At 46.7% G+C, this 15,275-nt stretch carries 16 protein-coding genes and 1 tRNA gene; 1 reads left to right on the top strand and 16 read right to left on the bottom strand.

The window, feature by feature from the left end; translation table 11 throughout:
* Positions 1-129: 129 nt before the first annotated feature.
* The 16 genes from yihA to P403_RS0103525 all read right to left on the bottom strand — a co-directional run bounded on the left by yihA (position 130) and on the right by P403_RS0103525 (position 14,599).
* A complete protein-coding gene (yihA, locus tag P403_RS0103450; protein WP_029331083.1) occupies positions 130-711 on the bottom strand; it encodes a ribosome biogenesis GTP-binding protein YihA/YsxC in 582 nt (193 codons plus the stop codon).
* A 1-nt stretch (position 712) separates the two neighbouring features.
* The gene (lon, locus tag P403_RS0103455; protein WP_029331084.1) at positions 713-3,022 is read right to left on the bottom strand and encodes an endopeptidase La; all 2,310 of its coding nucleotides are present in this window, start codon (positions 3,020-3,022) and stop codon (positions 713-715) included.
* 70 nt (positions 3,023-3,092) lie between these two features.
* Complete coding sequence (clpX, locus tag P403_RS0103460; protein ID WP_029331085.1) at positions 3,093-4,358, bottom strand: ATP-dependent protease ATP-binding subunit ClpX; 1,266 nt, start codon at positions 4,356-4,358, stop codon at positions 3,093-3,095.
* 233 nt (positions 4,359-4,591) lie between these two features.
* Positions 4,592-5,884, bottom strand: a complete 1,293-nt coding sequence (tig, locus tag P403_RS0103465; protein ID WP_029331086.1) for a trigger factor — start codon at positions 5,882-5,884, stop codon at positions 4,592-4,594.
* 112 nt (positions 5,885-5,996) lie between these two features.
* A complete protein-coding gene (locus P403_RS0103470; RefSeq protein ID WP_029331087.1) occupies positions 5,997-7,004 on the bottom strand; it encodes a hypothetical protein in 1,008 nt (335 codons plus the stop codon).
* 26 nt (positions 7,005-7,030) lie between these two features.
* On the bottom strand, positions 7,031-7,555 hold the full coding sequence (locus tag P403_RS0103475) for a hypothetical protein (RefSeq protein WP_235195165.1): 525 nt from the start codon (positions 7,553-7,555) through the stop codon (positions 7,031-7,033).
* Between the two features lie 104 nt (positions 7,556-7,659).
* A tRNA-Arg gene (locus tag P403_RS0103480) sits at positions 7,660-7,733 on the bottom strand.
* Positions 7,734-7,800: 67 nt separating this feature from the next.
* Positions 7,801-8,307 carry a metallophosphoesterase family protein gene (locus P403_RS0103485; RefSeq protein WP_029331089.1) on the bottom strand — a complete coding sequence of 169 codons (507 nt, stop codon included), beginning with the start codon at positions 8,305-8,307 and terminating at the stop codon, positions 7,801-7,803.
* Between the two features lie 6 nt (positions 8,308-8,313).
* Positions 8,314-8,910, bottom strand: coding sequence for an XTP/dITP diphosphatase (locus P403_RS0103490; RefSeq protein WP_029331090.1), 597 nt, complete (start codon positions 8,908-8,910; stop codon positions 8,314-8,316).
* Positions 8,907-9,662, bottom strand: a complete 756-nt coding sequence (gene rph / locus P403_RS0103495) for a ribonuclease PH (protein WP_029331091.1) — start codon at positions 9,660-9,662, stop codon at positions 8,907-8,909. The genes P403_RS0103490 and rph overlap by 4 nt, the downstream gene beginning before the upstream one ends.
* Positions 9,659-10,468, bottom strand: coding sequence for a glutamate racemase (racE, locus tag P403_RS0103500; protein ID WP_029331092.1), 810 nt, complete (start codon positions 10,466-10,468; stop codon positions 9,659-9,661). The genes rph and racE overlap by 4 nt, the downstream gene beginning before the upstream one ends.
* An 84-nt stretch (positions 10,469-10,552) precedes the next feature.
* Positions 10,553-10,816, bottom strand: coding sequence for a phosphocarrier protein HPr (locus P403_RS0103505; protein ID WP_012371023.1), 264 nt, complete (start codon positions 10,814-10,816; stop codon positions 10,553-10,555).
* Positions 10,817-10,881: 65 nt separating this feature from the next.
* A complete protein-coding gene (locus tag P403_RS0103510) occupies positions 10,882-11,337 on the bottom strand; it encodes an acyl-CoA thioesterase (RefSeq protein WP_029331093.1) in 456 nt (151 codons plus the stop codon).
* A gap of 55 nt (positions 11,338-11,392) precedes the next feature.
* Complete coding sequence (gene sdhB, locus P403_RS0103515; RefSeq protein ID WP_029331094.1) at positions 11,393-12,199, bottom strand: succinate dehydrogenase iron-sulfur subunit; 807 nt, start codon at positions 12,197-12,199, stop codon at positions 11,393-11,395.
* On the bottom strand, positions 12,199-13,962 hold the full coding sequence (gene sdhA, locus P403_RS0103520; protein WP_029331095.1) for a succinate dehydrogenase flavoprotein subunit: 1,764 nt from the start codon (positions 13,960-13,962) through the stop codon (positions 12,199-12,201). Before sdhA ends, sdhB begins: the two co-directional genes overlap by 1 nt.
* Before the next feature lie 19 nt (positions 13,963-13,981).
* A complete protein-coding gene (locus tag P403_RS0103525; protein ID WP_029331096.1) occupies positions 13,982-14,599 on the bottom strand; it encodes a succinate dehydrogenase cytochrome b558 subunit in 618 nt (205 codons plus the stop codon).
* A gap of 224 nt (positions 14,600-14,823) precedes the next feature.
* Between P403_RS0103525 and P403_RS0103530 the strand changes: the two genes are divergently transcribed.
* Complete coding sequence (locus P403_RS0103530; protein WP_029331097.1) at positions 14,824-15,243, top strand: YslB family protein; 420 nt, start codon at positions 14,824-14,826, stop codon at positions 15,241-15,243.
* The last annotated feature ends 32 nt before the right edge of the window (positions 15,244-15,275 follow it).

Here is a 15,275-nt window from a genome sequence, read left to right on the forward strand (position 1 = left end):
GGGAATTTTTAGACAAGAAAGGCTATTCCAATCATCGGTTTCCTCCCACACAAAAAAAAGCCAAAGTTCACATGAGGTGAACTTTGGCTAAACGATGCGTCAAGCTGAAACGGATTTACGTGTCATGACTTACAGATGACTATAAATCGCTTCCCATGCCGCATCGACACCTTCGCCCGTTTCTGAAGAAAACGGAATGAATGTATCTTGACCATCAAATTGCAGTTTCCGCTTGATGGCTGCGATTTGTTTATCCCGCTGACCACGCTTGATTTTATCAAGTTTTGTCGCGACGACGATGACGGATAAGTCATAGTACTTTAAGAAGTCGTACATGATGACATCATCTGCCGATGGTTCATGACGAATGTCAACGAGTAAGACGACACCTTTTAATATTTCACGTGTCGTGAAATACTTCTCCATCATTTTGCCCCAGGCTTCCCGTTCCGTTTTCGAAACTTTCGCGTAGCCGTATCCGGGTACATCGACAAACATGAGCTCATCATTGATATTGAAGAAGTTCAACGTTTGTGTTTTCCCGGGTTTTGATGAAGTACGTGCGAGTGCCTTCCGCTGGACGAGCTTATTGATGAACGACGACTTTCCGACGTTCGACCGTCCTGCAAGTGCAACTTCAGGAAGAAGTGGTTCCGGATAATGCTCCGGATTGACACCACTTGTAATAAAATCTGCTTTATAAATTTTCATGTTACTCTCCTTTTAATGCATGTTCGAGTACTTGGTCCATCGTAGCGACCGGAATGAATCGAATCCCATCTCGAACGGTTTCTGGAATCTCATCGATATCGCGCGTATTGTCTTGTGGCATTAAAATCGTTGTCAATCCTGCACGATGTGCCGCGAGCGATTTCTCTTTTAGACCACCAATTGGTAAGACACGACCACGTAACGTGATTTCCCCTGTCATTCCGACGTCACGCCGGACTGGACGTTTCGTCAGAGCAGAAATCAGGGCTGTCGCAATCGTAATCCCAGCTGACGGGCCATCTTTCGGTACGGCGCCTTCCGGTACGTGAATATGAATATCCTGTGTTTCGTAGAAATTCGGATCAATTCCAACTGCTTCAGCATTCGCTCGTACGAAGCTGTAAGCGGTTTGAGCCGACTCTTGCATGACGTCACCAAGTTTACCCGTTAATTGCAATTTTCCTTTACCTGGCGCAAGACTGACTTCGATCGTCAGTGTGTCGCCCCCAAATGCAGTATACGCTAAACCGGTCACCGCGCCAATCGTATCTTCTAATTCTCCTTGACCATACCGGTAAATCGGTTTCCCTAAGAAGTCTGGTAAATTCCGTTTCGTCACCGTGACACGTTTCTTTTCACCCATCGCGATTTGTTTCGCCGCCTTACGACAAAGTGACCCTAACACGCGTTCCAAGTTCCGCACACCGGCTTCTCGTGTATACCGTCGGACGACTTCCTCGAGCGCGTCCGGCTTGACTGTTAATTGACTCTTTTTCAAGCCATGTTCTTTGATTTGTTTCGATAGCAAGTGACGGACGGCAATTTGTGCTTTCTCTTGCTCCGTATACCCACCGATTTGAATCAATTCCATCCGGTCAAGTAAAGGGCCGGGAATGTTCGAGACATCATTCGCCGTTGCGATGAATAACACGTTCGATAAATCGAACGGTTCTTCGATATAGTGATCAGAAAAACTATTATTTTGTTCAGGATCGAGCACTTCAAGCATCGCAGACGATGGATCGCCCCGGAAATCATTCGACATCTTATCGATTTCGTCGAGTAGGAAAACCGGATTGTTCGTACCTGCTTGTTTCAGTCCACGAATGATTCGTCCCGGCATCGCTCCGATATACGTCCGGCGATGCCCGCGGATCTCGGCTTCATCTCGTACACCACCAAGCGATACACGGACGAACTTCCGTTCAAGAGCGGTCGCGATGGACCGGGCAAGCGATGTCTTCCCGACCCCCGGAGGACCTGCGAGACATAAAATCGGTCCTCGTAACGAGTCCGTCAATTGACGGACAGCTAAATACTCGAGAATCCGTTCTTTGACTTTTTCGAGACCGTAGTGATCTTCATCGAGTTGTTCCGACGCCGCTTCGACGTTCAAGAAATCATCCGTCGCCTCATTCCATGGCAGCGAGAAGAACCATTCCAAGTAATTTCGAATGACACCATGTTCCGGACTCGTCGCCGGTACGACGGCTAACCGATTAATTTCTTTTTCGACGTTTGCAACGGCTGTGTCTGATAAATCGAGCATCGCTAGCTGTTCTTTATACTTGGCAGCATCACTTTCAGCAGAAGCCGCTTCCCCTCCGAGTTCTTGTTGAATCGTCTTCAACTGTTCCCGAAGGTAATAGTCGCGTTGCGACTGCTCGATCGTTTTTTTCGTCCGTTCCCGCATTTCGCGTTCCAGCTCAACGACTTCATATTCATGTTTCATGACATCAAGCAACATCAAGCCCCGCTCGACCGGATCATTTTCTTCTAAGAACTCTTGTTTTTTTGCAAGTTCAATCGGCAATTTCGACGTGATGTAATCCGTCAAAGAATCGAGACGTTCATACGTTTCGAAACGACGTCGTTCGTCTGTTCCGATGCCCTTGATGCGAGATACGAGTTGACCGAATTGTTCTTTAATCAAGCGGACAAGTGCTTCTTGTTTGGCCCCTTTGATATCGATTTTCTCAATCGGTTCGATGACCGCTTGATAGCCCTCATCGGTTTCACTGACTTGTTCAATCCGAACACGTTCTTTTCCGATGACGCGAACACGAACGGTATCATTGCCGAGTTCACTCATCTTCGCGATTTGAACGAGTGTACCGACCGCATGCAATCCATCGACGGACGGTTCTGCTTCTGGATCGCGTTGCGTCACGACGACTAAATCAATTTCATGTTCCTTTGAAGCAAGCAATGCTTTTAGCGAAACGGGTCGACCGACATCAATCGTCAAGCCGATTAATGGATAGGCGACGACGCCCCGAAGTGGTAAAAGTGGATATTGTTTGGTTTTCATCGAATTCCTCCTAAACAAAAAGACTCGGGAAAGGCGTACAAGTAGCCTCCCGAGTCGATTTATCACGGTGTTACGCCGTTTCTTTTTCTTTCCCTTGTTCAATTGTACCATCTTTCAACTCAAGCGTTGGACCGCGTTTACCAGTCAACGTTTCAGCTGTAATGATGACTTTTGCGATATCTTCACGTGATGGTATTTCGAACATGATTTCAAGCATCGTTTCCTCGATGATCGAACGTAAACCACGTGCTCCGGTTTTCCGTTTGATGGCGAGTTTCGCGATTTCAATCAATGCCTCATCTGTAAAGTCGAGTTCAACATCATCAAGTTGAAGCATTTTTTTGTATTGTTTGACTAACGCATTTTTTGGTTTCGTCAAGATTTGGACAAGTGCATCCTCATCGAGCGGTTCGAGTGTCGCCATGACTGGCAAACGACCGATGAACTCGGGGATGAGTCCGAATTTTTGAAGATCCTCTGGTAATGCGGCAGCAAGAATTTCTTTTTGCGTAAAGTTACGGTTTTCAGAGTCATTTCCGAATCCGATGACTTTTTTACCAAGACGACGTTTAATCGACTGATCGATTCCATCAAATGCACCACCGACGATGAAAAGAATATTCGTCGTATCGATTTGAATGAATTCTTGATGTGGATGTTTACGTCCACCTTGTGGCGGTACGCTCGCAACTGTTCCTTCTAAGATTTTAAGAAGTGCTTGTTGCACCCCTTCCCCTGATACATCACGTGTGATGGAAGGATTTTCAGATTTACGGGCAATTTTATCGATTTCATCAATATAGATGATTCCTTTTTCTGCTTTCTCGACATCGTAATCAGCAGCTTGAATCAGTTTCAAGAGGATGTTTTCGACATCTTCCCCGACATATCCAGCTTCCGTCAAACTTGTCGCATCCGCAATCGCGAAAGGAACATTTAAGATACGTGCCATTGTTTGGGCAAGAAGTGTCTTACCACTACCTGTTGGTCCAATCATGACGATGTTAGATTTAGAAAGCTCGACATCATCTGCCCGACCACCGGCATTGATTCGTTTGTAATGATTGTACATGGCAACAGACAACGACTTTTTAGCCTTCTCTTGACCGATGACATAATCATTTAATGTCTCACGAATTTCATGCGGTTTTGGTACATTCTTTAGTTCGACTTCTTCTTCTGTACCAAGTTCCTCTTCAACGATTTCGTTGCAAAGTTCGATACATTCATCGCAAATGTAAACGCCAGGTCCAGCAACAAGTTTGCGCACTTGCTCTTGTGTCTTTCCACAGAAAGAACATTTCAGCTGACCTTTCTCTTCGTTAAATTTAAACATAAAGGTCCACCCCTTTAACGCGGAAGTTGTATAGATACGTTTCGCATCCAATCTCACGTTTTACTATTAATGATTGTAGCATGAACAAGGAAAGTCTTTCAAATCTTGGACAACCGTTTTACAGTTTGATTTGTAGATTTTGATAATGTTTGTCCTTGTTTGACCTATCGTACAAAAAAAACGACTTCAAGACCAGAAATAGGTCTTGAAATCGTTTTGTTCAGCTAGCGAACTTATTTCGTTTTCGCGTTATCAACGAGAACGTCGATTGCTTTACGGAATTGAAGATCACCTTTAAGCGTATCAAGACCACCTTGTGGTGCAAGCATTGTTTCAAGTTGATCAGCAGGAATGTTGTAGAGTTCAGACATCGATTGAAGTTCAGCTTGCGCTTCTTCTTCGTTAACTTCGATGTTTTCGTCTGCAACGATTTGCTTGAGAACGAGGCGTGCTTTAACACGTTCTTCTGCTTGTTCTTTCATTTCAGTACGCATCGCTTCTTCAGTCGTTCCAGTTAACTGGAAGTACATGTCGAGGTCGATACCTTGTGATTGAATGCGTTGTGTGAATTCTTGGACCATACGTTCAACTTCGTTGTCGACCATAACTGCCGGAAGATCAACTGTTGCGTTTTTAGTCGCTGCTTCAACCAACTCATCACGCATTGAAGCATCAGCTTCTTGTTTACGTGTGTTTTCAAGACGTGTACGAATTTTTGTTTTCAACTCATCAAGAGAAGAAACTTCTTCGTCCATTTCTTTAGCGAACTCATCTGTCAATTCAGGGAGTTCTTGTGCTTTCACTTCGTGGATTGTTACTTTGAACGTTACTGGTTTACCAGCGAGTGATGCTTCATGGTACTCTTCTGGGAAAGTAACGTCGATGTCTTTTTGTTCGCCCGTTTTTAGACCGACCATTTGCTCTTCGAATCCTGGAATGAAGTTTCCTGAACCGATGACGAGTGAATAGTTTTCAGCAGTTCCGCCGTCGAATTGGTTGTCCCCATCAAAACCTGCGAAGTCGAATACGACTGTGTCGCCATTTTCGATGACGCCGTCTTCTTTTACGACGAGCTCTGCTCCACGCTCTTGCATTGTTTTGAGTTCAGCATCGACATCTTCGTCATTCACGTCAGTTTCGACAGCTGTGTACTCAAGACCTTTGTACTCACCGAGAGTTGCTTCAGGTTCGATGACGAACGTGATTTTAAACTCAACTGGTTTTCCTTTTTCGAGTGTTTCAACGTCGATGTTCTCAAGCGCGATTGGCTCGATACCTGATTCGACGACAGCACCTTCGATTGTATCTTGATACAAGATATCAAGAGCATCTTGATAAAGTGCTTCTTCACCGTACATTTTGTTAAACATTGTGCGTGGCATTTTTCCTTTACGGAAACCAGGTGTGTTCAAAGTCTTAACGACTTTCTTGAACGCTTGGTCTACCGCTTTATCAAATGCTTCAGCAGGCGCTTCATACGTGAGAACGCCGAGGCTACCTGATTGTTTTTCCCATTTTGCAGTCATGCTGAGTCCCTCCAAAATTGTCAATTAGCGTACATGTGTGTACAACAAGTCACATTATAGCACATCCATTCCAAGCATTACCACTGTTGAGCGAATGGAATCCTTGCATTTCCTATATCGCTGTCTTTTCGTACGATTTTCCTTCTTCTAACATTCGGTGTGCACTGTCGTATAACATGCGCGCGAGTCGCCCGAGGTGCTTTCTAGGCTCCCTTTGTTCGAACGTCAAGCCGGTGAGTTCGTCAAGTGCATCAATCACCTCGCCTGGACTCGGTTCGAACAGATCCACCGCTTGTACGGGATGGAGCATTTGGTGCCACGATAAAATCAATAAGGCTCTAAACGGATCGAGGTGTTTTAAACTAAATAACAGGTCTTGTCTCGCTTCGAGTTGCTCCTGTTGTTTGGTCAACAGCGCGTTCAGCTGCAGCGCTGAATCGAATGTCACGTCGATTTGCAAACGCTCGATGCACATACGGAGCGGAAAACACGCATCATCCGCCACGAGTTGTCCGAGTACCGTATGCATGACGATTAAACTTTGATGCGTCACGTCCCGTCCGACTGCATACGATGTACAAAAGTAATTTTTTAATTCAGGTATATCGTCAAGTATCACTCCACGTAACTTTGCAAATTGTTGTTCATACGTTCCAGTCCGAAAAAGAGTTAACCAGTCCACATCCGTCTGTCCGACTGTTTCTGGTGTCAAAATAGACTCTTCTGCAGCCGTACGAGTATGTTGCGTCGTTTGTCGTGCAAGCACCGTAGCGGCTTCGTCTAACTTGACCGCTAGACCATACGGCAAGTATGGGGATGCCGTCCGCAATGCGAGATAGAGCGGATAGGACTGTCCCTGTTCAAAAAGAAACAGTGCAAGGACTTGTTCGACGCCTTCAACCGTCAAAAAAGATCCTGCCAGTTTGACGAACCGCTCCCGTTCTTCTTCATTTCTCGAAAAGGCATCCTGGATCGTATACAACGTATAGAGAACCTCATCTTCATTCATCGTTCGGTCATTAAGCCGCCTGATCTGCTCATCCCGCTCCGCTTTCGTCATGAAAGCAAGACGCGTCCGTTCGTCCTCAAGCGGGCGTTCCATCCAACGGGATTCATTCATACGCTCTCCTCCTCTACCAATCATTCTTATTTTGTGAAGGGATCGAGTCGTTCCGTCCAACTAGATATTGCGTCTTGTAGTCGTTGCCCTTGTTCGACACCAAGCTGATTCAACGTATCGAGCGAGACGTCCGTCTCAAGAAGACGTGTCATCGACTCTGATTGATCGACATACTGTTTTAATTTATCACTCAAACTTTTTAGTTCGGCCGGCGGACTGTCGAGACTAGACAGACGTTCGTCGATTTGATCAAGTTCTTTCTCTAACTTTTGAACCGTCTCATCATTTTTCAGCTTTTCCATTTGTTGATCCAGTGTTTGTTCTGGGTTTGCCGATTCGCGTGCCTTCTCTGCTGCTTGATCGAGCTTAGCCGAGAGCTCTGACGTGACACGTGATGTATCTTTCGCAATTGTTTGTAGTTCCGCTGCATAATCAACATTATTTTTCACTTCGACGACTTGTTGTTTTGCGTCGTCGACCGTATTCGTTATTTCGCTACAACCAGCTAGAGCAACTGTCAGAAGGAGGATTCCACCGATTCGTTTCCTCATTGTCCACATCTCCTTTTTAAGTTCATGATACCTTGATTATAATCGAAAATCATAATAAAAAAAAGAGACCACCCTCGTAAGGGCAGTCTCTATTTTAATTATAGCGTCCCAAGAGGGATTCGAACCCCCGACCGACGCCTTAGAAGGGCGTTGCTCTATCCAGCTGAGCTATTGGGACGTGTCAACACGAATAAACTATACTAAAACAATTCTTTCGTGTCAATCACATTACAAAAAATCTTTTCTTAAAGTGTGCCCTCTAAATGTAAAGCATTAATCTGTTCACCTGTCAGATCGTAAAAATCAACGGAATACGCATCTTCTTCAAGCGTCAAAATCGCATACGTTTTTTCAGGACGGTGTCGCGGCATACGAATCGAACCCGGATTGATAAAGAGCTTACCATCCTTTTGTTCGGCTTTCGCAACGTGTGAATGACCGTATAAAATAACCTGAGCCGCCTTTTGATCGGCATGGTGGCTCAACTGATCGAGACTATACTTCACGTCTTGACGATGGCCGTGTACACACAAGAGATTCACCGCACCGAACGGTTCAAGCACTTCGTCAGCGAAGTCATTCCCATAATCACAATTCCCTTTGACGACACGATATGGATATAATGATTCATCCATCCGTGTCAACTGTGAATCACCACAATGATATGCGACTTCCGCTTCCGGATGCCGTTCGACGATCGTCAGAAGTTCTGACTCAAGACCATGACTATCACTCACGATTAACGCTTTCATCGTTGATCACTCTCCTAAAAAAGTAGTCAGTGCTAATTCAAGTTTTTTCAGCGCATTTCCACGATGACTGATTGCTGCTTTTTCCTCTTTCGTCAACTCAGCTGCTGTTTGATTTCGAGATGGGACGATGAACAAAGGATCATAACCGAAACCATGCTCACCTTTCGCTTCGAATCCGATGAGACCTTCCATCGTACCGCGGACCGTCAACGTCTCCCCAGAAGGTTTCGCAAGTGACAATGCACAGACGAAGCGCGCTGTCCGCTCTTCGATTGATCGATTGCCTAATTTCTCGAGCAACAATGCATTATTCGCTGCATCTGATTTTTCTAGACCAGCAAAACGCGCTGAGTAGACACCAGGCGCCCCGTCGAGTGCGTCGACTTCGAGTCCAGAATCGTCCGCAAGAACCGCGTGACCGAAGTAAGCAGCTGCTTCTTTCGCTTTCAGTTCAGCATTTTCTTCAAAAGTTACACCCGTTTCATCCGTCTCAGGTGCAGCTTCGTAATCCAGTAGAGAAGATACGTCATAACCTAGTTTCCCGAGCATCGTTTCTAATTCTTTCACTTTCCCGACATTGCGGGTCGCGACGATGATTTTCATCGATGTTCCCCCACTTCTTCTCCAACATACCACCACGAAGCACCTAATGCGTCTTGACCGGCACGCAGAAGTTCTTCAATACCCTTTTCCCCAAGTTCAAGCATATCGAGCATTTCACGTTTCGAAAATGTCGCCTCTTCACCTGTCGCCTGCATCTCGACGATTTTCCCGGAAGAGGTCATGACTAAGTTCAAATCAACATCAGCTGCAGCATCCTCTTCATAACAGAGATCGAGGAGCAGCTCCTGACCTACTTTCCCGATCGAGACGGCTGCGATTCCTTCTTTGATTGGTGTATCCGTCAGTTTCCCGCTTTGAATCAGACCGTCTACTGCGAGGACGAGGGCAAGAAATCCTCCTGTGATCGCCGCCGTTCTCGTTCCGCCATCCGCCTGAATGACATCACAATCAATCCAGACCGTTCGTTCACCTAGTTTTTCTAAGTCGACGACAGCACGTAACGCCCGGCTGATCAAACGCTGGATTTCCATCGTCCGACCCGTCTGTTTACCACGGACCGACTCGCGCGCTGTCCGTTGCGCTGTCGCACGCGGTAACATCGCGTACTCTGCATTAATCCAGCCTTGTCGTTTCCCTCGTAAAAAAGGCGGTATTTTTTCCTCGACCGTCGCTGTACACAAAACACGCGTGTCCCCGACTGAGACGAGGATTGAACCTTCCGCATGCTTATTCACGTTCGTTTCAAACGCAATCGTTCGCATCGTCGCGGATTCTCTTTGATCGATTCTCATGTCGTTCCCTCCGTTCCGAGTACTAACCGTTTTGCTTGGATTGGTTGATTCAGCCAATCTGTCGCGATTCGTTCAAAAGAACGTGTGTCACCCGTCGCATGATACACATGCTCTGGGATGAAATCATTTCCTGCTGCGATTCCATTGTAGTCGAGGAGAGCAGCGACTTCGAGTGCCGTCTCGTCCCCGGAAGAAATCAATTGGACGTCTGGTCCGATGACCCGTCCAATCACATCTGCGAGCAGCGGATAATGGGTACACCCTAAAATCAACGTGTCCATATCGTATGAAAGTAATGGACGTAATGTATTGGCGACGACCCGTTCGACGTAAGCACCTGTCGTCTGTGAGGACTCGACGAGCGGGACGAACGGCGGACAAGCAAGTGATTCGACGACAACTTGTCCTTCGACATGTCGTAATGCCTTTTCATAAGAATTGCTCTCGACCGTCATCTTCGTCCCGATGACACCGATTCGTTTCGATCGCGTTACCTTGACTGCCGCCCGGGCACCTGGATCGATGACACCGATTACGGGAATCGTCAATCTTTGGCGCGCCTCTTTCAAGACGACCGCCGTCGCTGTATTACAGGCGATGACAATCAGTTTGACATCTTGTCCGACAAGATAATCAATCATTTCCCATGTAAATTGCCGGATTTCTTCTTCCGGTCGTGGCCCATAGGGACAGCGTAATGTATCCCCGACATATATGATTTGTTCATGAGGGAGCTGACGCATCAGCTCACGCGCGACGGTCAAGCCGCCGACCCCAGAATCTAATACTCCAATTGGTTTGTTCACGTCATATCTCACCTTCCTATCCTCTATGGTAACAAAAAAGGACGACGGTGCAAGACCGGCGTCCGAGAATGTACGATAAAAGGATTACTGAGCAAGACCTTCGCTTGTCAGCATATCTGAAAGAGTCGTGATTGCTTCAGAAGCATCGTCACCGTTTGCAACGATTTTGATGTCTGAATCTTTAGCGATACCGAGTGAAAGTACACCCATGATCGACTTCAAGTTAACAGTCTTTCCGTTGTACTCCAAGTTGATGTCTGATTGGAATTTTGAAGCTGTGTTGACAAGTTGTGTTGCAGGACGAGCATGAATGCCTGAATCTGCGATGACTTTGAATGTTTTTTCCATGATTAAGAAATCTCCCTCCACTAATAACGTACTAGTGAGTCGTTTTCGAATATGTGAACTCATTATCAAATGATAACGGATTCGAACCGATTCTGCAAGGAATTTTTATAGGCTTCATCCCATGGAAAAGCATTCCCAGCACGATCGATTTGTACCATCGATGTTCGTCCCGTAAACATTAGTTGCTCTTGGTCATCGAACGCCGCGTAATGGACGTCACACGAGGCTTTTCCGACCTGGACAGGATAGGCATAAACGGCAAGCCGCGTCCGTGGATAAACTTGACGGATGTAGTTACACTGCGCATCCGCGACGACGACGATTCCGTCATCTGCTAACGAGTAGCCTGTCTCTTCAAGCATCAACGTCCGGACATCCTCAAAATAAACAAACGGGACCCGGTTGTTCATATGACCGTAGGCATCCGTCTCAGCGAAACGAACCGCGACATCGAGTCGCGTTCCATGTTTCATCTGATTTAACCATCCATCTAAATCCTCGATATAACTAGGCACACGCACGTAAGTTCCCTCCTGAATATAAAAAGAAGGAGCAGCGCCCCTTCTTTTTTATGAATTAGTTACTAACCGCTTCTCCCGTACGACCTTCATCGCTACCGAAGAATTTTTTGAACGAGTGTAATGTCGTCTGACGGTTCATTGCCGCAATCGATGTCGTCAGCGGAATCCCTTTCGGGCAGACCTCAACACAGTTTTGTGCATTACCGCATTGCATGATGCCGCCATCTTCCATCAATGCTTCCAGGCGCTCTTCTTTATGATAGGCACCTGTCGGGTGTGAGTTGAAGAGACGAACTTGTGAAATCGACGCTGGTCCGATGAAGTTCGAACGGTCATTGACGTTCGGACATGCTTCAAGACAAACGCCACACGTCATACATTTTGAAAGTTCATACGCCCATTGCCGTTTGTTCTCTGGCATCCGTGGTCCTGGACCAAGGTCATACGTACCATCGATTGGAACCCATGCTTTGACTTTTTTGAGTGCGTCAAACATCCGTTGACGGTCAACTTGTAAGTCGCGCACAATCGGGAACGTCTGCATCGGTTGCAAACGAATCGGTTGTTCGAGCTTATCGACGAGTGCTGTACAGGATTGACGTGGTGTGCCGTTGATGACCATCGAACACGCACCACATACTTCTTCAAGACAACCCATGTCCCAGTTGATCGGCGTCGTTTTTTCACCTGCCGCATTGACAGGATTCCGGCGAATCTCCATCAATGCTGAAATGACGTTCATGTTCGGACGATACGGGACTTCGAAAGCTTCATCATAGGATTTTCCGTCTGGTCCATCCTGACGTTGCACGATGAACTGAACCGGTTTTTGTTTTGTTTCTTGTTCGAGTGGTGTCGCCATTATGCTTTCACCTCTTTCTTCGACTTCTTGCTGTAGTCGCGTTTGCGTGGTGGAATCAGTGATGTATCGACTTCTTCGTAATAGATTTCAGGATGACCGTTTGTATAACGTGCCATCGTCGTTTTTAAGAACCGCTCATCATCACGCTCTGGGAAGTCTGGCTTGTAGTGGGCACCACGACTCTCGTCACGTTGGAGGGCACCGAGTGTGATTGCTTCCGCTAAATCAAGCATGTGATCGAGCTGACGGATGAAGGATGCGCCCTGGTTACTCCAGCGTGCCGTATCCGTCGCCGAGATCCGCGTGAACAGCTCCCGTAATTCTTTAATCTTCGTCAACGTCTGTTCGAGCTTATCGTTATAACGAACAACGGTTACGTTATCCGTCATGACTTCACCGAGCTCACGGTGGATTTGATACGCATTTTCTGTCCCTTCCATCGCCAAGATATCATTGAATCGATCGATTTCAGCGATTTTATGCGCTTCAACGACCTCTTCCGGCATATCATGGACAGACGTTTCAAGTTCGTTCATATAGGCAATCGCTGCTGGACCCGCAACCATTCCGCCATAAACGGCAGAGAGAAGTGAGTTCGCACCGAGACGGTTTCCACCGTGCATCGAGTAATCACACTCACCAGAAGCGAACAATCCTGGGATGTTCGTCATTTGATCGTAATCGACCCATAATCCACCCATCGAGTAATGGACGGCCGGGAAGATTTTCATCGGTACTTTCCGTGGATCGTCACCAACGAACTTCTCATAAATTTCTAAGATACCGCCGAGTTTGACATCAAGTTCTTTTGCGTCTTTGTGTGAGAGATCGAGATACACCATGTTCTCTCCGTTGACACCAAGCTTTTGATTGACACAGACATCAAAGATTTCACGTGTCGCGATATCACGCGGGACGAGGTTTCCGTATGCCGGATATTTTTCTTCGAGGAAGTACCACGGTTTCCCGTCTTTATACGTCCAGACACGTCCGCCTTCACCACGTGCCGATTCGCTCATCAGACGGAGCTTATCGTCACCAGGAATCGCTGTCGGATGAATCTGGATGAACTCACCGTTCGCATAAATCGCACCTTGCCGGTAAACAGCCGCTGCCGCTTGTCCCGTATTGATGACCGAGTTCGTTGATTTACCGAAGATGACACCGGGTCCACCCGTCGCTAAGATGACTGAATCCGCTGCGAATGCTTCGATTTCCATCGAACGTAGATTTTGACACACCGCACCACGACAAATCCCTTCTTCATCAATGACTGCGCGAAGGAATTCCCATCCTTCATATTTTTCTACCAAACCTTGCGCTTCAAACTTACGTACTTGCTCATCAAGTGCGTACAGTAATTGTTGTCCTGTCGTTGCTCCCGCATAAGCCGTCCGGTGATGGAGTGTTCCTCCGAAACGTCGGAAGTCGAGTAAGCCTTCCGGTGTCCGGTTAAACATGACGCCCATCCGGTCGAACATATGAATGATTTTCGGAGCCGCTTCTGTCATTTTTTGAACAGGCGGTTGGTTCGCGAGGAAGTCGCCACCATATACCGTATCATCTAAATGTTGGTAGGGTGAGTCACCCTCCCCTTTTGTATTGACCGCACCGTTGATGCCGCCTTGGGCACAAACGGAGTGTGATCGTTTAACGGGTACGAGTGAGAATAACTTTACTGGTACTCCTTGTTCTGCTGCTTTTATCGTAGCCATCAACCCGGCAAGCCCTCCACCGATGATGACAAGATTTTTGTTCGCCATGTTGTCAGTTCCCCTTTCCTTACAACACGCCTGCAAACGTTAAAATCGAGCGTACGCCTACAAACGATAAACCGATGAATACGAGGGCCGCCACATAAGACATCGCGCGTTGAGACGCTGGTGACTGTGTGATTCCCCATGTGATGCAGAACGTCCAAAGTCCGTTCGCAAGGTGGAATGTCGTCGCTAGAATCCCGACGATATAAAACGTGAGCATGAATCCGTTATCGACGATGTTTTGCATCATGCTTGCATTAACTTCCGTCCCCATTGCTGCCGCAATCCGCGTTTCCCAGACATGCCATGTAATGAACACGACGAGGAAGACACCTGTGAAGCGTTGTAAGACATACATCCAGTTCCGGAAGTATGTATAACGTCCTGTGTTCGCGGAACCTGTGAATGCGATGTAAACACCGTAGACACCATGTAGAATGATGGGTATGAAGATGACAAACACTTCTAGAAACAGTCGATACGGAACGTTCCCCACGAATTCCGCAGCCTTATTGAAGTCTTCCTCCCCTCGAACGATGAAATAGTTCGTCGTAAGATGAGAAAGTAAAAATAACCCGATTGGAATGACGCCGAGCAGTGAGTGTATTTTACGACTCACGAAATCACGATGATTCGCCATCCAAATCCCCCCTTTTGTTTGCCAATCAAACGTTGGCGCATTTTGGTAGAAAAGCGCTTTCATAAGCAAATTCGTCTTTTCATCACTTATTCTACTCCTGTCCTTTTTATAAGACAACCCGAGCCGTTGCATTTAACTGCAAATAACTGCAAATTTTTTTAGGAAAACAATGACCATCGAGAATTAGCTCGCTATAATAGTTTCAGAGATAGGAGTGAATCATCATGGAATCAACACCAAACACCGCGTCAACATTCGGCATCGAACTGATTCGCGATTACGTGTTAAGCGATCTACTCGGTAACGATTATCGTCAAGTCATCTACTGGGCAGGCAAGCGACTTGCCCGTCAATTCCCCGTGTTGAACGAGGACGAATTAATTCCTTTTTTCGTAGAGGCCGGTTGGGGTGCCCTCTCCCTTACGAAAAAAAAAGGGACGACTTTTTCTTTTGAACTTTTACCACCGGAATCAACTAAAGCCGAGCGACCGACCGGCTATTTTCAACTTGAAGCAGGCTTTTTAGCCGAACAGGTTGCCAAGTTGAACGGATTTGTCGCTGAAGGATATGCTGAGATGGGGAAAGAGTGCGTACATATTACCATCCAATTCGATCCGAAAGATCCTCTTGATCGTTCGAACTGATACGTCTTTCTCTAAGACGATTCGTGTGAGCA

This window comes from Exiguobacterium oxidotolerans JCM 12280, from assembly GCF_000702625.1.
Lineage (GTDB): Bacteria > Bacillota > Bacilli > Exiguobacteriales > Exiguobacteriaceae > Exiguobacterium_A > Exiguobacterium_A oxidotolerans.